21 protein-coding genes are annotated in these 21,619 nt (G+C 66.5%); 11 read left to right on the top strand and 10 right to left on the bottom strand.

Translation table 11 applies throughout. The features are described 5' to 3' along the window. The coding region (locus tag AB4Z42_RS12950) for a hypothetical protein (RefSeq protein ID WP_442009543.1) at positions 1 to 439 on the bottom strand (439 nt) is incomplete at its 3' end. 140 nt (positions 440 to 579) lie between these two features. Between AB4Z42_RS12950 and AB4Z42_RS12945 the strand changes: the two genes are divergently transcribed. Then, positions 580 to 1,776 (top strand): mannosyltransferase, encoded by a 1,197-nt coding sequence (locus tag AB4Z42_RS12945; RefSeq protein WP_442009593.1) that lies wholly within the window; start codon positions 580 to 582, stop codon positions 1,774 to 1,776. Here AB4Z42_RS12945 and AB4Z42_RS12940 read toward each other — a convergent pair. Then, on the bottom strand, positions 1,754 to 2,038 hold the full coding sequence (locus AB4Z42_RS12940) for a 4a-hydroxytetrahydrobiopterin dehydratase (protein ID WP_442009542.1): 285 nt from the start codon (positions 2,036 to 2,038) through the stop codon (positions 1,754 to 1,756). The genes AB4Z42_RS12945 and AB4Z42_RS12940 overlap by 23 nt on opposite strands. A 26-nt stretch (positions 2,039 to 2,064) precedes the next feature. Between AB4Z42_RS12940 and AB4Z42_RS12935 the strand changes: the two genes are divergently transcribed. Continuing rightward, entirely contained in the window at positions 2,065 to 2,454 is a 390-nt protein-coding gene (locus AB4Z42_RS12935; protein ID WP_442009541.1) for a (deoxy)nucleoside triphosphate pyrophosphohydrolase, read from the top strand. Between the two features lie 92 nt (positions 2,455 to 2,546). On the opposite strand, the gene AB4Z42_RS12930 is transcribed toward AB4Z42_RS12935, so the two are convergent. Further along, a complete protein-coding gene (locus AB4Z42_RS12930; protein ID WP_442009540.1) occupies positions 2,547 to 2,813 on the bottom strand; it encodes a hypothetical protein in 267 nt (88 codons plus the stop codon). Between the two features lie 298 nt (positions 2,814 to 3,111). Here AB4Z42_RS12930 and typA point away from each other — a divergent pair, with 298 nt between their 5' ends. Both typA and AB4Z42_RS12920 read left to right on the top strand, forming a co-directional pair. Beyond that, positions 3,112 to 5,007 carry a translational GTPase TypA gene (gene typA / locus AB4Z42_RS12925; RefSeq protein WP_442009539.1) on the top strand — a complete coding sequence of 632 codons (1,896 nt, stop codon included), beginning with the start codon at positions 3,112 to 3,114 and terminating at the stop codon, positions 5,005 to 5,007. Positions 5,008 to 5,102: 95 nt separating this feature from the next. Continuing rightward, complete coding sequence (locus AB4Z42_RS12920) at positions 5,103 to 6,965, top strand: ABC transporter family substrate-binding protein (RefSeq protein WP_442009592.1); 1,863 nt, start codon at positions 5,103 to 5,105, stop codon at positions 6,963 to 6,965. Between the two features lie 29 nt (positions 6,966 to 6,994). On the opposite strand, the gene AB4Z42_RS12915 is transcribed toward AB4Z42_RS12920, so the two are convergent. After that, positions 6,995 to 8,227 carry a chloride channel protein gene (locus tag AB4Z42_RS12915; RefSeq protein WP_442009538.1) on the bottom strand — a complete coding sequence of 411 codons (1,233 nt, stop codon included), beginning with the start codon at positions 8,225 to 8,227 and terminating at the stop codon, positions 6,995 to 6,997. Positions 8,228 to 8,267: 40 nt separating this feature from the next. Between AB4Z42_RS12915 and mshB the strand changes: the two genes are divergently transcribed. Together mshB and AB4Z42_RS12905 are read left to right on the top strand one after the other, a co-directional pair. Continuing rightward, positions 8,268 to 9,143 (top strand): N-acetyl-1-D-myo-inositol-2-amino-2-deoxy-alpha-D-glucopyranoside deacetylase, encoded by an 876-nt coding sequence (mshB, locus tag AB4Z42_RS12910; RefSeq protein ID WP_442009537.1) that lies wholly within the window; start codon positions 8,268 to 8,270, stop codon positions 9,141 to 9,143. 117 nt (positions 9,144 to 9,260) lie between these two features. Further along, positions 9,261 to 9,689, top strand: coding sequence for a hypothetical protein (locus tag AB4Z42_RS12905; protein WP_442009536.1), 429 nt, complete (start codon positions 9,261 to 9,263; stop codon positions 9,687 to 9,689). A 3-nt stretch (positions 9,690 to 9,692) separates the two neighbouring features. On the opposite strand, the gene AB4Z42_RS12900 is transcribed toward AB4Z42_RS12905, so the two are convergent. Next, entirely contained in the window at positions 9,693 to 10,883 is a 1,191-nt protein-coding gene (locus tag AB4Z42_RS12900; protein WP_442009535.1) for a hypothetical protein, read from the bottom strand. Positions 10,884 to 11,065: 182 nt separating this feature from the next. Between AB4Z42_RS12900 and AB4Z42_RS12895 the strand changes: the two genes are divergently transcribed. The 3 genes from AB4Z42_RS12895 (at position 11,066) to AB4Z42_RS12885 (ending at position 14,900) form a co-directional block, all read left to right on the top strand. Beyond that, positions 11,066 to 13,645: a bifunctional FO biosynthesis protein CofGH gene (locus AB4Z42_RS12895; RefSeq protein ID WP_442009534.1), complete on the top strand. Its 2,580-nt coding sequence runs from the start codon at positions 11,066 to 11,068 to the stop codon at positions 13,643 to 13,645. Positions 13,646 to 13,792: 147 nt separating this feature from the next. Continuing rightward, positions 13,793 to 14,254, top strand: a complete 462-nt coding sequence (locus tag AB4Z42_RS12890; RefSeq protein ID WP_442009533.1) for a DUF2231 domain-containing protein — start codon at positions 13,793 to 13,795, stop codon at positions 14,252 to 14,254. Positions 14,255 to 14,339: 85 nt separating this feature from the next. After that, positions 14,340 to 14,900 carry a YceI family protein gene (locus tag AB4Z42_RS12885; RefSeq protein ID WP_442009532.1) on the top strand — a complete coding sequence of 187 codons (561 nt, stop codon included), beginning with the start codon at positions 14,340 to 14,342 and terminating at the stop codon, positions 14,898 to 14,900. Between the two features lie 21 nt (positions 14,901 to 14,921). Here the strand turns inward: AB4Z42_RS12885 and AB4Z42_RS12880 are convergent, their stop codons facing one another. Then, on the bottom strand, positions 14,922 to 15,932 hold the full coding sequence (locus AB4Z42_RS12880; RefSeq protein ID WP_442009531.1) for an LmeA family phospholipid-binding protein: 1,011 nt from the start codon (positions 15,930 to 15,932) through the stop codon (positions 14,922 to 14,924). 293 nt (positions 15,933 to 16,225) lie between these two features. Here AB4Z42_RS12880 and fdxA point away from each other — a divergent pair, with 293 nt between their 5' ends. Further along, positions 16,226 to 16,549: a ferredoxin gene (gene fdxA / locus AB4Z42_RS12875; RefSeq protein WP_442009530.1), complete on the top strand. Its 324-nt coding sequence runs from the start codon at positions 16,226 to 16,228 to the stop codon at positions 16,547 to 16,549. Further along, on the top strand, positions 16,546 to 17,658 hold the full coding sequence (gene dapC, locus AB4Z42_RS12870; RefSeq protein ID WP_442009591.1) for a succinyldiaminopimelate transaminase: 1,113 nt from the start codon (positions 16,546 to 16,548) through the stop codon (positions 17,656 to 17,658). The genes fdxA and dapC overlap by 4 nt, the downstream gene beginning before the upstream one ends. Here dapC and AB4Z42_RS12865 read toward each other — a convergent pair. The 4 genes from AB4Z42_RS12865 to AB4Z42_RS12850 are packed head-to-tail and all read right to left on the bottom strand — an operon-like array spanning position 17,648 to position 21,567. Continuing rightward, complete coding sequence (locus AB4Z42_RS12865; RefSeq protein ID WP_442009529.1) at positions 17,648 to 18,373, bottom strand: SDR family NAD(P)-dependent oxidoreductase; 726 nt, start codon at positions 18,371 to 18,373, stop codon at positions 17,648 to 17,650. The genes dapC and AB4Z42_RS12865 overlap by 11 nt on opposite strands. Continuing rightward, a complete protein-coding gene (locus AB4Z42_RS12860) occupies positions 18,370 to 18,810 on the bottom strand; it encodes a VOC family protein (RefSeq protein ID WP_442009528.1) in 441 nt (146 codons plus the stop codon). Before AB4Z42_RS12860 ends, AB4Z42_RS12865 begins: the two co-directional genes overlap by 4 nt. Continuing rightward, entirely contained in the window at positions 18,783 to 20,285 is a 1,503-nt protein-coding gene (locus AB4Z42_RS12855; protein ID WP_442009527.1) for a flavin-containing monooxygenase, read from the bottom strand. Before AB4Z42_RS12855 ends, AB4Z42_RS12860 begins: the two co-directional genes overlap by 28 nt. Positions 20,286 to 20,298: 13 nt before the next feature. Then, on the bottom strand, positions 20,299 to 21,567 hold the full coding sequence (locus AB4Z42_RS12850; RefSeq protein WP_442009526.1) for a cytochrome P450: 1,269 nt from the start codon (positions 21,565 to 21,567) through the stop codon (positions 20,299 to 20,301). Positions 21,568 to 21,619: the final 52 nt, after the last annotated feature.

The following is a 21,619-nucleotide window of genomic DNA, read 5'->3' as shown; positions in this document are numbered from 1 at the left end:
TCGCCGAGGGCAGCAGTCCGGCCAGCGGCGTCCCCGCCGGCATCAACGAGGCGAGACCGCTCAGGGGCGACGCGGCCTGGGTCAGCAGGTTGGCCGGATTGGCCGCGGGCGCAGCTGCCGCGGCGACCGGAGCGGCCGCACCAGGCAGTGCCGGCGGAGTCTGCGGGAGGGTGATCGATGCGGTCGCCGTCTGCGGCGGTGTGGCGGGCGCGGCCGGTGTGGCGGCCGTGTTCAGCATCGACGTGAATCCCTGCACGAGCTGTGTCGCCATGGCCGGGTTGGATGCGAGCTGCTGGATGAACGGAAGCCCTGGAACCCCCGGAGTCGGGGCGGGTGCGGCAGGTTGTGCACCGGCGGTGGCGCTCAGCGCCAGCGCAGCGGTGACGGCTCCCGCGGCCGCAATCATCGTGGTCGCGGCGAGTTTTCTGGTGCTGTGCATGGTTCTCCCATTCAGGTTTGGTCGGCAGGCCTCTGCCCGAAGCTACGGAGTTACTGATGTGACTCAAGTGACACGTGTGGCGTTTATTCAACCGTTACGGATGCGAAGGCGAACGGTGACCGATCGATAGAGTCGGACAGATAAACACGCCGACCGCCGCCTCGACCGCTGCGCGAACGCCTGCCCGACTGGCCGCCGCGGCGCCCATCCTGCTGGCGATCAGCGTCGTCGCGCGCCTGGCGTGGACATACCTGGTGCCCAACGGGGCCAACTTCGTCGACCTGCACGTGTACGTCGGCGGTGCGGGCATGCTCGACCATCCGGGCACGCTCTATGACTACGTCTACGCCGATCAGACCCCGGATTTCCCGCTGCCGTTCACGTATCCGCCGTTCGCGGCGATCGTGTTCTACCCGCTGCACCTGCTGCCGTTCGGACTCGTGGCGTTCGCATGGCAACTCGGCATCGTTGCGGCGCTGTACGGAGTGGTGTGGACCAGTCAGCGGCTGTTGGGGTTGAAGGACCACCGCACCGCGATGGTGTGGACGGCCGTAGGCATCTGGATCGAACCCCTGCGCAGCACGTTCGACTACGGACAGATCAACGTGCTGTTGGTGCTTGCGGTGCTGTACGCGGTCTACAGCACGCGATGGTGGGTGTCCGGTCTACTGGTCGGGCTCGCGGCCGGGGTGAAGCTGACACCCGCGGCGTCGGGGCTGTACTTCGTCGGGGCACGGAGGTGGGCGGTCGTGGCGTTCTCCGCGGTCGTCTTTCTCGGCACGGTGGGTGTCTCGTGGTTGATCATCGGCGACGAAACCCGTTACTACTTCACGAAATTGCTGGGCGACGCATCCCGGGTGGGGCCGATCGGAACGTCGTTCAACCAGTCGTGGCGCGGCGGGATCTCCAGGATCCTCGGGCACGACGCCGGCTACGGGCCGATCGTGCTGGCCGGTATCGCGGTGACGGCGGTGCTTGCGGTGCTGGCGTGGCGCGCGATCGGCGGGGCGTCGGACCGGCTCGGGGCGATCGTCGTCGTGCAGTTGTTCGGTTTACTGCTGTCGCCGATCTCGTGGACGCATCACTGGGTGTGGCTGATCCCGCTGATGATCTGGCTGCTGCACGGGGCGCTGTGCGAGCGACCGGGCGCACGCGTGTTGGGGTGGGGCTGGCTGGTGCTGACCCTGATCGGGGTGCCGTGGCTGCTCAGCTTCGCGCAGCCGACGATCTGGGTCATTCCCCGGCCGTGGTACCTGGCCTGGGCCGGGCTGATCTACATCGTCGCGACGATGGCGACGTTGGCGTGGATCGCCGCTACTGGCCGACGATCGAGTTGATCTCTTTCGCCATCTCGACGTCCTTGTCGGTGATACCGCCCTCGGAATGTGTCACCAACGCGAAAGTCACTGTTCGCCAACGGATGTCGATATCTGGATGGTGATCGGCCGATTCGGCTTTCTCGCCGACGCGCCGCACAGCATCGATGCCTTCCAGGAATGCGGGAAACTTGATCGACCGGCGCAGGGCGCCGTCGGCGCGCTCCCAGCCGTCGAGATCGGGCAGTGCGGCATCTACTTGGTCGTCCGTCAATACAGCCATGCTTGTTAGGTATACCGTCGGCCGCGATGTCAAACCAGATCGTCGTTGCCGGTGCGCTGATCGCGGGCAACGCGCTGTTGGTCGCACAACGCGCCAGGCCGCCCGCGCTCGCCGGCCTGTGGGAGCTGCCCGGCGGCAAGGTGGCCACCGGCGAAACCGACGAGGCCGCCCTCGCCCGTGAACTCAAAGAGGAACTCGGCGTCGACGTGACCGTGGGCTCCCGCCTCGGCGTCGACGTCGCGCTCAACCCGGCCACCGCACTGCGCGCCTACCTGGTCACGCAGACAGGCGGCACCCTGCATCCCAACGATCACCGTGCGCTGCGCTGGATCACCGTCGATGAACTCGACGGCCTCGAATGGGTGCCCGCCGACCGCACCTGGCTGGCCGATCTGCGCCAGGCGATGTCGACCTAACCGATCTGTTGCGGATGTCCGGTCTTGCCGCTGGGGCGCCGTCCCTTCGACACGGAAACCGTTGCGGCGCAATACCGTTTCCGGGCGGGCGCTCAGTACCGCAGCGAGTCGGTGACCACCCGGACCCGAGCGTCGGGGTGAGTCGCCGCGTACAACGGGTGCAGCAGCAACGGGTGGCGGCAGTGCGGGCACGACGCCTGCGGCTGGTTGGCCGCCGCGGTCGTCAGGTGATGGCATGCGGCGCAGTGCACCACGTGGAATCTGCCCATCCAGTTCAGCAACCCGAGGTAGATCGCGACCGTCGCGGCCAACGCCAACACCATGATCAGCGCGAAGGTCGCAGCTTCGTAAACCGTCATATCCGGTACCTCCAAACCGCACCTGAGCAAACTCGGCGGATGCTTCAACGGTACGCCGGGGCCTCAGCTCTTGCGGGCGCGCTTGTAGACCTTGTTGAGCTCCTTGCCGCGGATGCCCATCAGTTCGGCCTTACGCACCTTGTGCAGTACCACCGGGCACTTCTTGCACCTGGGCTTGCTTCGACAGCATTTCTTCTTCGGTTTGATGTCGAGCAGCTGGCTGGGCTTCAAGTGACCTATCTCTCTCGGATCTGTCTCGTTTTCGCGATTGAGTGCCCGCGCTGCGACACTTAGTGACGTGGATTTCCGGAATGTCGCCATTGTGGCGCACGTCGACCATGGGAAGACGACCCTGGTCGACGCGATGCTGCGCCAGTCGGGTGCCCTGCACCATCGCGGCGATGACACCGTCGAGCGCCTGATGGACTCCGGTGATCTGGAGAAGGAAAAGGGCATCACCATCCTGGCGAAGAACACCGCCGTGCACCGCGCGCACCCCGACGGCAGCGTGACGGTCATCAACGTCATCGACACCCCGGGCCACGCCGACTTCGGCGGTGAGGTCGAACGCGGGCTCTCCATGGTCGACGGCGTGCTTCTGCTGGTCGACGCCTCCGAGGGCCCGCTGCCCCAGACCCGCTTCGTGCTGCGCAAGGCGCTCGCCGCGCATCTGCCGGTGATCCTGGTGGTCAACAAGACCGACCGGCCCGACGCCCGCATCGCCGAGGTCGTCTCCGACAGCCATGATCTCCTGCTCGACGTCGCCTCAGACCTCGACGAGGAGGCTCAGAAGGCCGCCGAGGACGCACTCGGGCTGCCCACGCTGTACGCCTCGGGCCGGGCCGGGATCGCCAGCACCGCCGAACCCGCCAATGGCGAGAATCCCGATGGCGAGAATCTCGACCCGTTGTTCGACGTCCTCCTGGAGCACATCCCGCCGCCGCAGGGCGACCCCGAAGCGCCGTTGCAGGCGCTGGTGACCAACCTCGACGCGTCGGCGTTTCTCGGCCGGCTCGCGCTGATCCGCATCTACAAGGGCCGGATCCGCAAGGGCCAGCAGGTCGCCTGGATGCGCGAGGTCGACGGCCACCCGGTCATCACCAACGCCAAGATCACCGAACTGCTCGTGACCGAGGGTGTGGAACGCACATCCACCGATGAGGCCGTTGCGGGTGACATCGTCGCCGTCGCAGGCATCCCGGAGATCATGATCGGCGACACCCTCGCCGATACCGAGCATGCGCATGCGCTGCCGCGGATCACCGTCGACGAGCCCGCCATCTCCGTCACGATCGGCACCAACACCTCGCCGTTGGCGGGCAAGGTGAAGGGGCACAAGCTGACCGCCCGGATGGTGAAATCGCGCCTGGACACCGAGCTCGTCGGCAACGTGTCGATCAAAGTCGTCGACATCGACCGGCCCGACGCCTGGGAGGTTCAGGGCCGCGGTGAACTGGCGCTGGCCGTCCTCGTCGAGCAGATGCGCCGCGAGGGCTTCGAGCTCACCGTCGGTAAGCCACAGGTGGTGACCCGCATGATCGACGGCAAGATGCACGAGCCGTTCGAGGCCATGACCATCGACTGTCCCGACGAGTTCGTCGGAGCGATCACGCAGCTGATGGCCGGCCGCAAGGGCCGCATGGAAGAGATGACCAACCACGCGGCGGGCTGGGTCCGGATGGACTTCATCGTGCCCAGCCGCGGCCTGATCGGGTTCCGCACCGACTTCCTGACCCTGACCCGCGGCACCGGTATCGCCAATGCGGTATTCGACGGCTATCGGCCGTGGGCGGGGGAGATCCGGGCCCGTCACACCGGCTCGTTGGTCTCCGACCGGACCGGTTCGGTGACGCCGTTCGCGATGATCCAGCTCGCCGACCGCGGGCAGTTCTTCGTCGAGCCGGGCGATGACACCTACGAGGGACAGGTCGTCGGCATCAACCCCCGTGCCGAGGACCTCGACGTCAACGTCACGCGGGAGAAGAAGCTGACCAATATGCGCAGCTCGACCGCCGATGTCATGGAGACGCTGGCCCGTCCACTGGAGCTGACTCTCGAGCAGGCCATGGAGTTCTGCGCCGAGGACGAATGCGTCGAGGTCACGCCGGAGATGGTGCGGGTTCGCAAGGTCGAACTGGTCGCCAGCCTGCGGGCACGAGCCAAGGCACGGGCCAAGTCGCGCGATAGTAATTGAACCCACCCGAACGGCGAGAGCCCGCTACCCGAAGCCGCTGCGGCGCTGCCGATACCCTGAACAGCGTGTCGAGGCCCGTACGCGTCATTCTCGCGATGTCCGCGTTGATGACGCTGATCTCAGGCTGCACCGTCAGTCCGCCGCCCGCGCCGCAGAGCACCGACACGATCACGTCGCCACCACCCCCTCCCTCCAAAGCGACTCAGATCATCATGGCCATCGACTGGATTGGGCCGGGCTTCAACCCACATCTGCTCGCCGATCAGTCGCCGGTCAACGCCGCGATCAGTTCGCTGGTGCTGCCCAGCTCGTTTCGGCCGGTGCCTGATCCGGACACCTCGACCGGATCGCGGTGGGAACTCGACGACACACTGCTGGAGTCGGCCGAGGTAACCAGTGACGATCCGTTCACCGTCACCTACAAGATCCGTCCGGAGGCGTCGTGGACGGACAACGCCCCGATCGGCGCCGACGATTTCTGGTACCTCTGGCAGCAGATGGTCAGCCAGCCCGGCGTCGTCGATCCCGCCGGGTACGACCTCATCACCGGCGTGGAGTCGGTGGAGGGCGGCAAGGTCGCGGTGGTGACGTTCTCGCAGCCGTATCCGGCGTGGCGCGAGTTGTTCAACAACATCCTGCCCGCGCACATCGTCAAGGACGTCCCCGGCGGCTTCGCGGCGGGTCTGGCCCGCGCGCTGCCGGTCACCGGCGGTCAGTTCCGGGTCGAGAGCATCGACCCTCAGCGCGACGAGATCCTGCTCGCCCGCAATGACCGTTACTGGAGCGCGCCCGCCAAACCCGATCTGGTGTTGTTGCGGCGCGGCGGCGACGCTGCCGCGTTGGCGGACTCGATCCGCAACGGCGACACCCAGGTGGCCCAGGTCCACGGCGGGGCGGCCACGTTCGCGCAACTGTCGGCGATTCCCGATGTGCGCACGGCGCGGATCGTGACCCCTCGGGTTATGCAGGTGTCGCTGCGGGCGCAACAGCCTGCGCTCGCCGATACCCAGGTGCGCAAGGCGATCTTCGGCCTCCTCGACGTCGACCTGCTCGCCGCGGTGGGCGCCGGCGACGACAACACGGTGACCCTTGCGCAGGCGCAGGTGCGCTCACCGTCAGATCCGGGCTACGTGCCGACGGCGCCGCCTGCGATCTCGAAAGAGGTCGCGCTCGGGTTGCTCATCGACGCCGGCTACCAGGTCGAGCCCGTCGAAACACCGGCGCCGCCGACGCCGGGCACGCCCGCCCCGGACGCCGATCGTGGCCGCATCATGAAGGACGGCGTACCGCTGTCGCTCGTGATCGGTGTCGCCGCCAACGACCCGACATCGGTCGCGGTCGCCAACACGGCTGCCGATCAACTCCGCAACGTGGGTATCGCCGCCTCGGTGTCCGCGCTCGACCCGGTGGCCCTCTACGGCGACGCGTTGACGAACAACCGCGTCGACGCCGTGGTGGGCTGGCATCAGGCCGGGGGTGACCTCGCGACCTCGCTCGCATCGCGGTACGGCTGCCGCGCGCTCCAGGCGACCCCGGTGCCGACGTCAGACCCCGACACGACTCCACCGCAGACTTCAACTTCGCAGCCCTCGCAGACCTCCGCGACGTCGACGACGCCGGCACGCCCGACTCCGACCACCACGACTGCTCCCACGACGACCATCGCCAGCCCCGCACCGGAATCCGACGAACTGGTCCAGGCGCCAAGCAATATCACCGGCATCTGCGACCGCAGCCTCCAGCCGAAGATCGATGCGGCACTGGACGGCAGCGAGTCCATCGACAGCGTGATCACCGCCGTCGAACCGCGGCTCTGGAACATGTCGACGGTGCTGCCGATCCTGCAGGACACCACCATCGTCGCGGCGGGCCCCAGCGTGGAGAACGTCAAGCTGTCGGGCGCTGTACCGGTCGGGATCGTCGGCGACGCCGGTACATGGGTGAAAACCCGTCAGTGACAGGGTAATTCGAACCCGCCGCTGAAATGTCACGCGGTGGCGGCTTGGTGGCGTTCACGTAACAGGCGCAGGCCGTGCGCGGCGAACGCGGCGATGGCGAACACGATCAGCATCCACACCGGCGGATGTGCCAGTTCCCACACGAACAGGGCCGCGAACAGCGGCGACCTCTGGGTGATCGCCAGCACCCCGGCAGCACATGTCAGCGACAGCGCCGATACGTGAATGTTCGTCCCGGCGAATTGGTTGAGAGCAAGTGCGACAACCGATCCCGTTGCCGCACCCGTGGCCAGCGCGGGGGTGAGCATACCGCCGACTGCCCCGGCGCGCAGGAACACCGCCGTCACCAACGGTTTCATCAGCAGGAGGACGAGAGCGGTGCCGAGCGTCATCTCGGTGTCCACCGCCACCGTCAGAATGCTCCTCCCGTTGCCGGGCAGTTCCGGATACCAGATCGAGCAGACGCCGACCAGCAGACCGGCCGCCGCGATCGCCGGAATCAGGATCCAGGACTGGTATTGAACTTTCGGGCGGGCGCCGGACATCACCTTGTCGAACGCGAGGCCGACGGCGACGGCGAGGGGCGCGATCGCCAGCGCGAGGAACCCGAACAGATAGGACGTCTTCGCGTCCGGCCACGAGAGCGGATGTTCGAGATGTGTGACGGGCGCCGCGACCGCGACCGCAAGACTCGAGGTGATCAAGGCCGTGCCCACCACACGGGGATGCCAACTGCCGAGCAGAATCTGTGCGGCGAACAACGCCCCGCCCAGCGGCACGCTGTACACCGCCCCCAGCCCGGCACCGGCCGCACAGGAGAGCAGGATCTCGCGGTCGCGCGCGGTGAGCGCGAGCCGGCTGGTGCCGAAATCGCCTATCGCAGCGGCGAGTTGGCGGGGCGCGCCTTCGCGTCCCAGCGACGCGCCGGTGCCGACGAGCAGAACCTGAAGCCCCGCGTCGATGGACATCGACAGCCGGGGGATCTGCCGATGCGCGGCGATCGTCGCGGCCAGCGGCGGAACGGTCGTTCGTCGCCGCAACATCCACCATCCGAAACCGGCGAGCGCACCGCCGATCATCGGTCCCACCGCGCGCCGCACCGGACTGCTGCCGCCGACGCCGGACAGCAGGGTGCCGAATGTGTAGTGGTACGTCAGGTGTTCGATGGCGTGCAGCAGCTGCGTGGTGGCGGCGCCCGCCACCCCGGCGAGCAGGCCGACGATGACGATCGCGCATCCGAATTCGACTGCCCGGCGCGACACCAGGTGAATCTATATGCCGGTCGTCATGCAAGCTGTCGCAATGGAGAGTCCGCGGCTGCTGTTCGTACACGCGCATCCTGACGACGAGACCTTGACGACGGGCGCGACGATCGCGCACTACGTCGCGCGCGGGGCGCGCGTGCAGGTGGTCACATGCACACTCGGCGAGGAGGGCGAGGTGATCGGCGACAGGTGGGCGCACCTGGCCGTCGACGCGGCCGATCAGCTCGGCGGGTTCCGGGTGGGTGAGCTGACCGCCGCACTGCACGCGCTCGGCGTCGACGAGCCGACCTTTCTCGGCGGCGCGGGCCGCTGGCGCGACTCGGGAATGGCGGGCACACCGCCGCGGCACCATCAGAGGTTCATCGACGCCGATCGACGTGAGTCGGTGGGGGCGCTGGTCGCGATCATCCGCGAGCTACGCCCGCACGTCGTCGTCACCTACGATCCGGCGGGTGGCTACGGCCATCCCGATCACATTCACACCCACGACGTCACGATGGCCGCGGTCGCGGCGTCGGCGACCGACGAATATCCCGGCGAACCGTGGACCGTCCCGAAGGTGTACTGGACCGTGCTGTCGAAAACCGCGCTGGCCGTAGGCCTGGACGAGATCGGCGACGCGCCCCAGGAGTGGGTTCGGGTGTCCGTCGACGATGTGCCATTCGTTCACCCCGACGAGGCGATCGATGCGGTCATGGACGTCCCCGACCAGCTGGGAGCCAAGGTGGATGCGCTGCGGGCGCACGCCACGCAAGTCACTGTCGCGCCCGACGGCCGGTCGCTGGCGCTGTCGAACAACATCGCGCTGCCGATCGCCGCGCTCGAGCACTACATCCTGGTATCGGGCACGGCGGGTGCGCGCGATGAGCGCGGATGGGAAACCGATCTGCTGGCGGGCCTGAACCTCGAATAGCGGTGTCGAGAAAGGGTAAGCTCCCCGACAACCCCAGCGGCACGTGGAAGGGATTGCAATGGACCCGGACCTGGATCCCAACCTGCAGCACTGGCAGGACCGATTGGACAACTTCCAGTGGGTTCTCGGTTCCATCTCCGGTCTGCTCGACAGCATCCCGACCTGAGTTCGTCTCCACCCGGCGCTGACTATCCGCGCTTCCTTGTTCTCACGCTGCTCGCTATCGACGGTGCCCTCTGCGCGATTCTGGCGTCGCTGTTTCTCCCGACCTACATCGGCTCGTGGCCTTTCCCAGTCAGCGCGCTGATCGCCGGCCTGGTGAATGCCGCACTGGTGTGGGCAGCGCTGCACTGGGCCACATCGCCGCGGACTGCGGCGCTACCGCTGGGCACCTGGCTGCTGACCGTGGCGGTGCTGTCGCTGGGCGGGCCGGGTGACGACATCGTGTACGGCGGGCCCGGGGTCATGGAATACGGGGCCTTGCTGTTGCTCGTCCTCGGCACGCTGCCACCGGCGGCGGTGCTGTGGCGTCACATGAACGCCTGAGCTCTACTCCGTGCCTGCCGTGTTCCCGGAACCCTCGCCCGAGTCCTGGCCCGGGTCCGGATCGGCCGTGTTCGGCGGCTCGACGTCAGGTGTAGTCGGCGTCTGCTCGGTGGGGTCCCCATTCGGGCTCTGCGATTGAGGTGACGTCGCTCCCGTCGGGGTGGCGACAGGGGACTCGCGGATCTCACCTTGCGCCTGGATTGTTCCGGACGAGTCGGTCGTCGTCAGGTCGTCGGCGCCCTGCGCGTCGATCTTGTCGGGGTCGATCCGGTTGTCCTGCTCGTCGGTGACGACCTCGATCTGCGCTTGACCGTCGGCGTTGAGCTCGTCACCTTGGGTCGTGAGCTCGTTACCTTGGGTGGTGAGTTCGTCGCCTTGGGTGGTGAGTTCGTCGCCTTGGGTGGTGAGTTCGTCCCCTTGGGTGGTGAGTTCGTCCCCTTGGGTGGTGAGTTCGTCCTTTTCGCCGTTCTCGGTTCCGGTCAGCTCGCTCGACTCGTCCAGCGAGGACGCCATCATCAAGCCGGCGTCCATGTCCTCTGCGGCGAAGGGACCGATCGGCGGCAGGGGCGGCAGCGGCGGCAACCAGAAGGCGATCTGGTCGTTCGCGAAGTAGATGAACGAGTTGACGGTGTCGACCACGACGTTGGCCAGGCCGTCCCAGAAGCTGACGCTCCCGCCGAGCCAGTCGGCGATGTTGAAGGTGATGCTTCGCACGATGCGTTCGACGAGGTTGTAGAAGATCATGACCTGCGGCGCCAGCCAGCCGACGTACGGGACCCAGCCGACGGCGTAGGCGGCGAGCTCGAAGCCGTACTGCACCCACGGCTCGACGGCGTTGTAGACGTTCTTGATCGCGCTGTCGATCGAGCTGCCCGCAACGACCGGCGGGAAGTTCGGCTGGGGGAATGGAGCACTGGCACTTGGCGGCACGATGATTCGTTCGAGCCACCCGACGAGCAGATTCGGCAGGTCGGTAGCTGCCGTCGGGGGCGCCAGCAGCATTCCCGGTGCACCAAGCTGGGTACTTTGCGTGGGCGGTTGCGGCGCTTGCTGCGTGGGTAGGACGGCCGCCACTAACCGGACCGCGGGCACCGGCATGGGCGCCGGAGCGGGGCGCACCGGAGCGAGCACGACAGCGCTCACTACCAGCATGATCACCCCGGGCAGCGTTGCCGAGCGTAATGAGTGTTTCATGTGGACCTCCAAGTCGGCCCCGACTGGTATGACGCTACCACGCGTTTGCTGGCCGCGACCCGGCCGCTGGCGGGGCGCCGCGGCCGTCGACGAGCGGACTACTGTGACCGATATGTCAGGCGCCGATGTTTCAGAATGTGAGACGTGCGGATGATCCTCAACGAACGCGGGGTTACACGGGAGTGGCTCTGAACCCCCAGCACGGCGCCGATCTGCCCAGCCCGGTGGTCCCACCGAAATCTTCTGCGCCCAGCACTGCCGGCTTACGGCGCGTACTGCGACGAGCCCGCGACGGCGTGGCACTCAACGTGGAGGAAGCCGCGATCGCGATGACCGCGCGCGGCGATGACCTCGCGGATCTGTGCACCAGCGCGGCCCGGGTGCGCGACGCCGGCCTGGAAGCGGCAGGCCGCCGCGGACCCACCGGACGGCTGCCGGTGAGTTATTCGCGCAAGGTGTTCATCCCGATCACCCATCTGTGCCGGGACACCTGCCACTACTGCACGTTCGTCACCGTTCCCGGCAAGCTGCGCGCGCAGGGCGCCGGTATGTACATGGAGCCCGACGAGATCCTCGAGGTGGCCCGTCGCGGTGCCGAATTGGGTTGCAAAGAGGCCCTGTTCACACTCGGCGACCGGCCCGAGGCCCGATGGGACGAAGCCAAGCAGTGGCTTGACGAGCGCGGCTACGACTCGACGCTGGACTACGTGCGCGCGATGGCGATCCGGGTGCTGGAGGAGACCGGATTGCTGCCGCATCTGAACCCCGGCGTCATGAGCTGGTCCGAGCTCTCCCGGCTCAAGCCGGTGGCGCCGTCGATGGGCATGATGCTCGAGACCACGTCGCGGCGGCTGTTCGAGACCAAGGGCCAGGCCCACTACGGCAGCCCGGACAAGGACCCCGACGTCCGGCTTCGCACGCTGGCCGACGCGGGCCGGTTATCGGTTCCGTTCACCACCGGACTGCTGGTCGGCATCGGGGAGACACTTGCCGAGCGCGCCGACACCATTCACGCGATCCGGCGTTCGCACAAGGAGTTCGGGCACGTTCAGGAAGTGATCGTGCAGAATTTCCGCGCCAAGGACCACACCGCGATGGCGTCCACGCCCGATACGGGCTTCGAGGACTTCTTGGCGACGGTGGCGGTCACCCGCCTGGTGATGGGGCCGAAGGTGCGCATCCAGGCGCCGCCGAACCTGGTGTCGCGTGCGGAGTGTCTGGCGCTGATCGGCGCGGGAGTCGACGACTGGGGCGGGGTGTCGCCGCTGACCCCGGACCACGTCAATCCGGAACGGCCCTGGCCCGCCCTCGATGAGTTGTCCGTCGTCACGGCCGAGGCCGGCTACGACCTGGTGCAGCGACTGACCGCACAGCCGCAGTATGTGCAGGCCGGCGCCGCGTGGATCGACCCGCGGGTGCGTGGCCACGTCGATGCGCTGGCCGATCCCGACACCGGTCTCGCGCGCGACGTCAATCCCGTCGGGCGGCCGTGGCAGGAACCCGACGAGTCGTGGGAGTCCCTCGGCCGTACCGATCTTCACTCGGCCATCGACGATGCGGGCCGGCTCACCGAGACCCGCAGCGATCTGGGGAGCGCGTTCGGCGACTGGGAGTCGATCCGCGAGAAGGTTCACGAACTTGCGGCGCGGGCTCCTGAGCGCATCGACACCGACGTCCTGGCGGCGCTGCGTTCGGCCGAGCGCGATCCGGCCGGACTCTCCGACGACGGGTATCTGGCGCTCGCGATGGCGGACGGCCCGGCGATGGATGCTGTTGCCGCACTGGCTGATTCATTGCGGCGGGATACTGTGGGCGACGATGTGACCTTCGTCGTCAACCGCAACATCAACTTCACCAACATCTGCTACACCGGCTGCCGGTTCTGCGCCTTCGCCCAGCGCAAGGGTGACGCGGACGCATTCTCGCTTTCGGTCGACGAGGTCGCCGACCGGGCGTGGGAGGCGCACGTCGCGGGCGCGACCGAGGTGTGCATGCAAGGCGGCATCGATCCCGAGTTACCCGTGACCGGCTACGCCGATCTGGTGCGGGCGGTCAAGAAGCGGGTCCCGTCGATGCACGTGCACGCGTTCTCGCCGATGGAGATCGCCAACGGCGTTACCAAGAGCGGACTTTCGATCCGTGAGTGGTTGACAAGTCTTCGCGAGGCCGGGCTCGGCTCGATTCCCGGCACCGCCGCCGAGATCCTCGACGACGAGGTCCGGTGGGTGCTGACCAAGGGCAAGCTGCCGACGTCGATGTGGATCGATGTCGTCTCCACCGCACACGAAGTCGGGCTGCGCTCGAGTTCGACGATGATGTACGGCCACGTCGACCAACCGCGGCACTGGGTCGGGCACCTTCGCGTACTGCGCGAGATCCAGGACCGCACCGGTGGTTTCACCGAATTCGTGCCGCTGCCCTTCGTTCACCAGAGCTCCCCCCTGTACCTCGCGGGTGGGGCACGGCCCGGTCCGACGCACCGCGATAACCGTGCCGTGCACGCACTGGCGCGGATCATGCTGCACGGCAGGATCGCCAACATCCAGACGAGCTGGGTCAAGCTCGGCACGGAGCGCACGCAGGTGATGCTCAACGGTGGCGCCAACGATCTGGGCGGCACGCTGATGGAGGAGACCATCTCGCGGATGGCCGGCTCGGAGTTCGGTTCGGCCAAGAGCGTCGAAGAACTCGTCGCGATCGCCGAGGGGATCGGCCGTCCGGCGCGGCAGCGTTCAACGACGTACGCTCCGTTGGCTGCCTAGCCTTACCTAACATAGGATATCGAAACCGGCTGTGGCCAAACGGATTTAATGGCACTGCACGACTTCGACAAGAAGTGTGTCTTAGTGAACCAACTCCAGATTCTTCACGTATACGTATAGGAGTCGATCTTGAGTTGAGGAGCTGTCATGGACACCATCTCCGGAATCCCCGCGCACGCCTTGCTGGTCCACGGAATGGTGGTGCTCGCGCCCCTGACCGCGCTCCTCGAGATCCTGTGTGCATTCTGGCCCGCGGCCCGTCGGCGATTGGTGTGGCTGGTCTTGGCTTTCGCCGTCGTGACGACGGTGCTCACGCCGTTGACCACGTCGGCAGGCGAATGGCTCCTGGCACATGGTGGGCCGCCGCGGCCGATTCTGCAGGAACATGCCGACCGTGCCGAGTGGATGATCTACTTCTCGGTCGCCATGCTGATCGTCGCGGTGGCATTAGCGGCGCTGCATTGGGCGGAAGGCCGGTCGGACAAACCACGGAAGGTGGCGACGGCAGTACTCGCCGTCGTCACCCTTGTCGTCGGGGTGTCGTCGATCGTCACCGTGGTTCGGATCGGTGACGCCGGCGCGCAGGCCGTCTGGGGTGATAGAAGCTGACCCGGAATACTATCGGACTGCGGTCCGTTTAAACCTTGCGAAGGCGCCGGGCAGGCCGGCGCTCTGATCGAGGAGATTCACGAATATGACTACTGCCGCTAAAGCGACCGGAACCGCTCAGCTCGCGACAGGAACATGGGCCATCGATCCCGTGCACTCCACCGTCGGGTTCTCTGTACGTCACCTCATGGTGAGCAAGGTGCGCGGCACGTTCGACACCTTCACCGGCGCGATCGTCGTCGCCGAGGACGGCACTCCGTCGGTGACCGCCGAGATCGCCATCGACTCGATCAACACCCGCAACGAGCAGCGCGACGTGCACGTCCGGTCGGCGGACTACTTCGACGCGGAGAAGTACCCCACCGCCACCTTCAGTTCGACCGGCGTCCGGCCCGACGGCGACACCTACCTCGTGGATGGCGATTTCACCCTCAAGGGTGTGACCAAGCCGGTCACCCTCGAGCTGGAGTTCAACGGAGTCAACCCCGGTATGGGACACGGTGAGGTCGCAGGTTTCGAGGCATCAGTGGTGCTGAACCGCAAGGACTTCGGCATCGACGTCGACATGCCGCTGGAAACCGGTGGCGCCGTCGTCGGCGACAAGATCACGATCACGCTCGAGATCGAGGCGCTCAAGCAGGCATAACGCGCTGGCTGCGGTTGGCGCTCACATGTCCAAGCAGCTGCTGGTCCCGTCGCTTGCCGGGATGTCCACGTTGGTCGCCGAGAACTTGGCAACCACACCGGCGGCAGTGACCTCGAGCGAATCAACGCGGAGGTGGTACTCGTTGTTGGTGAGCTCGCTCGTCATCTCGTCGAGCTTCTCCTGGAGATCCTCCTGAGGCAGATCCAGGCCTCCGCCGAGCGAGAAGCTGTCGGGCTGGATTTCCAGCCGGATGCCACCGTCGGTCGTCTTCTCCGGCTTGACGGCGATGGTGCTGTCGAACATCCCCTCCAAAGTGACGATGCCGGTGGACGGGTCGGTCTGGATGTTCGTCACGACTTCGTCGGTCGAGATCCAGTCCGAGAGGAAACTGAGGAAGCTGTTGTCGAGGTATTCGTCGATGGCCTCCTTGAGGGCGTTGTTGGCGGACTCCCGCATCCCTTCGGAAGTCCAGTCGACGTTCGCGCTGATCGCGCCGACGGTGCCCTGCCCGTTCGCGCCGCCGTTCAGGTCGAGGTCGGAGACCGTGATGTCCCCCGTGATGCCTTCGACGCTGCGAATGCGAGAGCCATTGGTGGCGATCGTGAACCCCGTGTACTTGTCGTTGAGGTACTGCATGAGAACCGGCGGCGAGGTTTCGAACGTCACGTCCACGGAGTCCTCGGAAGCCTCGATGAAGCAGGCGGTGGCCGATTTGATCTTGTCGACTGCGAAGGCGCGTGCGTAGAACTCAGCGCCCACCAGACCTGCGGCGGCGATGGCGAGAACGATCACGAGGATGAGGAGGATCGCGAGCGCACCGCGACCGCGCTTGCGTTTGGTGGGCGGCTTCGCGGGGGCGGCCGGCGGCTGGACTGGGGGAGCGACCGGAATTCGGTAGGCCTGCGTCGGCACCGTATGAAAGGTCTGCGTGGACGCCATGTGGAACTCCTGCGTAGGCGCGGAATGAAACCCGCCTCCCGGCGCGGGGTGGGGCCGGACGGGCGTGCGTCGTGCGTACGTCGGAGAGGTCATGACGGGAAGACTGTTGGGGCACGCTTGGAACTTCCTTAAAGGGCCCGCGACGACCCATGGGCGGATCTGCTGCTGAGCACTTGACCAGCACTCCTCACGTGATGGGTGTGGCGACTGGTCTAGGTGTATCTGCGACGTCTAGTATCAGTAACCACGCGCCACCCCTAACCGTGCGGCGCGTGAAGTTAGGGGACACTGAGACGACCGTCCCGGTATGGACTACGCATACTTGCGGGAACTCTCTGGGCCTAACCTCAAACAGCCCACTTGGACAGGAGATCGAGGAGCAACCTGTGACGTACACGATTGCCGAACCCTGCGTCGACCTCAAAGACAAAGCGTGTATCGAGGAATGCCCCGTGGACTGCATCTACGAGGGCGCGCGCATGCTCTACATCCACCCTGACGAGTGCGTGGACTGCGGAGCCTGCGAACCGGTCTGCCCCGTGGAGGCCATCTACTACGAGGACGATGTGCCGGACCAGTGGTCCGCGTACACCCAGATCAACGCCGACTTCTTCGCTGAACTCGGCTCTCCGGGCGGCGCGTCGAAGGTCGGCCAGACCGACAACGACCCGCAGTCCGTCAAGGACCTGCCCCCGCAGGAAAAGGACTGAGAACGGCTCGCTCGCAGCGCGTATCGGCGTCGTTACCGGTGTTCCCCTGGGACACCCTGGCCGACGTGGCCGGGCTGGCCCGGTCGCATCCCGATGGCATCGTCGACCTGTCGGTAGGCACACCCGTCGATGACGTGGCTCCGGTGATCCAGGACGCCCTGTCCGCCGCGAGTTCTGCGCCCGGCTACCCGACGACCGCGGGCACGCCCACGTTGCGGGCGTCCGCGGCGGCGGCGCTGCAGCGCCGGTACGGCATCACCGGGCTGTCGGATGATGCCGTGCTGCCGGTCATCGGGACCAAGGAGCTGATCGCCTGGCTGCCGACGCTGCTCGGGCTCGCCGCCGACGACCTGGTCGTGGTGCCGGAGTTGGCCTATCCGACATATGAAGTCGGTGCGCGGCTGGCGGGCGCACCGTTCGTGCGCGCCGACTCACTGACGCAGCTGGGCCCGCAGTCGCCCGCGCTGGTCTTTCTGAACTCGCCAAGCAACCCGACCGGCAAGGTGCTCGGTGTGGACCATCTGCGCAAGGTGGTCGGCTGGGCACGCGAACGCGGTGTGCTCGTCGCCTCCGACGAGTGCTATCTGGGACTGGGCTGGGACGAGGAGCCGGTCTCGGTGCTGCATCCGTCGGTCTGCGACGGCGACCACACCGGACTGCTGGCCATTCACTCGCTGTCGAAGACGTCGTCGCTCGCCGGCTACCGCGCCGGATTCGTCGCCGGAGACCCGTCTGTGGTCGCCGAACTGCTTGCCGTGCGCAAGCACGCGGGCATGATGATGCCGACGCCGGTGCAGTCTGCGATGGTGGCCGCACTCGACGACGACGACCATGAACGCGTGCAGCGCGAACGCTACGAGCGGCGCAGGGCCGATCTCATGCCCGCCATGAAGTCGGCCGGGCTCACCGTCGATCATTCCGAAGCTGGTCTGTACATCTGGGCCACCCGCGGCGAGCCGTGCCGCGAAACCGTCGGCTGGTTCGCGCAACGCGGGATCCTCGTCGCACCCGGCGAGTTCTACGGTCCTGCAGGCGCACAGTACGTTCGGGTCGCCCTGACCGCGACCGACGAGCGAATTGCCGCTGCCGTGCAGCGACTCACGGCCTAGCGAGTCGCTGCGCCTGGCCATAGGCGTCGATCGGACTGTGCAGCGCAAGGCCACCGTCGGCAAACACGGTTTGTCCAGTGACCCAGGACATTCCGAGCACCGCGACGATCGCCTCGGCGATGTCGTCGGCTTCGCCGAGCCGGCCAAGGGGTGTGCGTTCGGTCAGGCCGTCGACCCAGCCGGGCAGTTGTTCGGGCCTTGCGAGCATCGGTGTCCGCGTCACGCCCGGTCCGACCGCGTTGACGCGAATCTGATGGGCGCCCCACTCGGCGGCGGCGACGCGCACGAGCATGTCGAGGCCGGCCTTCGATACGCAGTACGCGCCCATCGCCCGATCGGTGACGGTTCCGCTGATGCTCGATACGGCGACCATCGATCCGCCCCTGCCGGCTTCGATCATCGCGGCCGCGACCGCGCGCATCGTCAGCCAGGTGCCGGTGAGGTTGGTGTCCAGCACCCGTCGCCAGCCGTCCAGGCTTTGCTCCAACAGGGTTTCACCCGCCCCGATCCCGGCGCATGCCACAAGCCGAGCCGGTACGCCGTGTCGGGTGACGGTGGCCTCGATCGCGGCGGCCACGGCGTCGGGATCGCTGATGTCGCAGTCGATATCCCCGTTTGCGATGTCCCAGACCACGACGTGATCGTCGGCGCTGCGCAACCGTGCCACCACCGCCTGACCGATGCCGGAGCCGCCCCCGGTGACGACTGTCGTCACTGTGCCGGTCCGATCAACTCGACCAGCACGCCGTCCGGCGCTGTGATCACCGCCATCTCCACCGACGTGTGATTGGGCGCAGGTACCGAAATCCGCCGCACGCCATCGGCGAAGCCGAGGTCGGCCAGAGTGCTCAGCGTCGCGCCGACGTCGCGTTGCAGGGACAGGAGGAAGAAACCGATCCGCGGAGCCTCCGGTGATGGTGCCGCTTGCTGTGCGCCGTCGAACACGACCAATTCGAGGATCCCGGTCTCCGGATACTCCGGATCGGCCAGGAACACCGATCGGAGGCGATCGGTCTGCGCGCCGAACAGCGTCGGCCAGTCGCCCTCGAACTCGATGTCGAACAGTTCGGTCAAGCCCAGCCCATCCTGCCAGAAGCGCTTGGAGCGTCCGACGTCCGAGGTGGCTATTGCCGAATGGTGGATTCCTCGCACGATCCTGCTTCCTGTTGGCGGTGGCCGTTGTACGGATGACAGTCGAAGTGTTCGAGGTCGACCTCGGCGAGGCGAACGGCCAATTCCCTTCCATGGTAGGGAAATTGAGTGACGACCTTGCCGCTTGGGTGTTGAAAGTAGTTGTTGCATCCGGCGAGCCAGACCGTCCCTGCGAGCGCGTCCTGGATTTCGTCGTTGTAGGCTTCGTGCACCTTCCGGTCGACGTCCACCGCCTGCACTCCGCGCAGCACCATCGCATCGAGCAGGCGACGGACGAACTCGGTCTGCACCTCGAGGATGTAGATGATCGACTGCACCCCATTGGTGTTGGGGCCGTACAGCGTGAACAGGTTCGGATAGCCCGGCACCACCGTGCCCAGATACGCCTCGGCGCCTGCGCTCCAATCGTCGTGAAGCCTGCGGCCGCCGCGGCCGTAGACGTCGAGGCTGCCGAGGTAGTCCGCGGCCCGGAAGCCGGTTCCATAGATGACGGTATCGGCTTCGTGTTCGACGCCGTCCGCCGTGCGAAGGCCGCGTTCGGTGAACTCCACGATCGGGCTTGTCTCCAGCGTGACATTGGGAAGGTCGAATGTCGGAAACCAGTTCTGCGAGAAGAGCGGTCGTTTGCAGCCGACGGGATGTGAGGGAGTGAGCCTGGCGCGCAGGTCGGGATCCTTCACGCTGTCGACGACGAACTTGCTGACGAACTTCGTCAGCTCTCTCGTCATCTGTGAATCGACGGCGAAGTCGCCCGACTCATATGCCATGAACGCCGCATCCCGGACCTTCTGCGCTTCGGCGGGTTCACGCTCGAACAGCTCCTGCTGTTCGGAGGTGAACGGCTCGTCGTAGCGCGGCCCCACCCAGGTGGGTGAGCGCTGGAACACCGTCAGCTGCGCCGCCGCTGGTGCGATCTCCGGTACGAACTGGATGGCGCTCGCGCCTGTGCCGATCGACGCGACGCGTTCACCCGCTGTCGATTTCGAGTGATCCCATTCGGACGAATGGAAGATCCGGCCCGTAAAGCGCTCGGCCCCTGGGATATCGGGGGTGAAGGGCTTGTCCAGCATGCCGACCGCGCTCACCACCACATCGAATTCGGTTGTGACGCCGTCGCTGGTCGTCACCGCCCACCGCCGGTCGGAGTCCGACCACCGCAGCGCGCTCACGCGGGTGTGTGCGCGGAGATGGTCGGCGAGACCGTGGTCGAGGGCGACCCGCTCGAGATAGGCGAGTATCTCCGGTTGGTTGGCAAACGTCTTGCTCCACCGCGGGTTCGGCGCGAAGGAAAACGAATACAGATGCGACGGCACATCGCAGGCCGCGCCCGGATAGGTGTTGTTCCGCCAGGTACCGCCGAATCCTTCGCCCCGTTCGAAGATGGTGAAGTCGTAGCCGCCGGCGCGCAGTTGGATACCGGTGGCGATGCCGCCGGGCCCGGCCCCGATCACCGCGACGGTCGGCTTCTGATTCATGACGCCTGCCGATTCAGAACGGGCGAGCCGTCTGGGTGGATACCCCCGGGGTGAAGCTGACCGGAAGCTTCGCCAGGCCGGTCATGCTCGGGTTTCCCAGGTACTCGTCGACTCCGGTGACGTCGACGCGGTAGTCCGGTATGCGATCGAGCACCGCCTTCACCATCACCTCGAACATCAGCCGTGCCAGGTGGGAGCCGATGCACCGGTGCGGTCCGAGTCCGAAGGCGACGTGGGGATTGGGGGTGCGGTCCAGGACGACGTCACCCGGCTGGTCGAACTGCCGCTCGTCGTGGTTGGCGCCGAGCCAGCTGATGATGAGCTGGTCATTGCGCCGGAGCTCCTGCCCGCCGACACAGATGTCACGTGTCACGGTGCGGCTCAACTGCTGGTTGACGGAGAAGTAGCGGAGGAATTCGTCGCCGGCGGTGGCGTAGAGCTCCGGGCGATCGATCAGTTGTTGTCGCAGTTCGGGGTGCGTGCCCAGATGAAGCAGGCTCAACGCGGTCTGCGACGTCGTGGTGTCGACACCTCCGCCGATCAGGTTCCACAGAATGTTCAGCAGCTGCGCATCATCGAGACGCTTACCATCGAATTCGAACTGGACGAGGAAGCTGGTCAGGTCGTCACCCGGGTCGGCGCGACGCTCCGTCAGGGTCGACGCCAGGCCGTCCATCATCGACGGGACCTCGCCGACGGCCGCGGCGTACTCGTCGCTGTCCTGGGGCACCGCCATCACCGCGTGGAACAGATTGGCGTAGAGCTGCCAGTTCTCGGATGGCAGTCCCATCAGCCGCATGGTCAGGATCGCCGGGACCGGGCTCGCGTAATCGAGGACGAGATCCATCTGCCCGTCGCCGACCTTCTGGTCGAGAAACCAGTGTGCCGATTGCTCCATGAACGGCCGCATCGCTTCGACGGCGCGTGGCGAGAAGAACGGCGCCAGCGCCCTCCTCAAGGCCTGGTGATAGGGCCCGTCGACTTCGCCGATACCCAGGGCAGGTTGACCTTGAGGCCGGGGAATGCCGAGTTCGCCCTGGTAGTTCACGCCGTCGGGGGAGTCCGGCTCGTACTTGTGCGCGAACGAGTCGCCGTCGCGGGCGATCTGCGACACCTCGTCGTAGCTGGACACGAACCAGAAGCCGCCGTAGTTCTCGTTCCACGCCACCGGGCACCGACGGCGTAGGTCCGCGTTGACCGTCAGTTCGTTCTTGTTGAAGTCATCAGAATGGTGATCGAAGTCGACGACGATGTCGGGATCGAGTCCGGGACGGACAGCCATCGAAAAGTCCTCCTGCACAGGGAAATCAACGCATTCCGGCACTGCGAGAACG

This window comes from Mycobacterium sp. 2YAF39, from assembly GCF_052114565.1.
Taxonomy (GTDB): domain Bacteria; phylum Actinomycetota; class Actinomycetes; order Mycobacteriales; family Mycobacteriaceae; genus Mycobacterium.
Note: the sequence above shows the minus strand (reverse complement) of the source record. Positions and strands in the feature narration are given on the sequence as shown.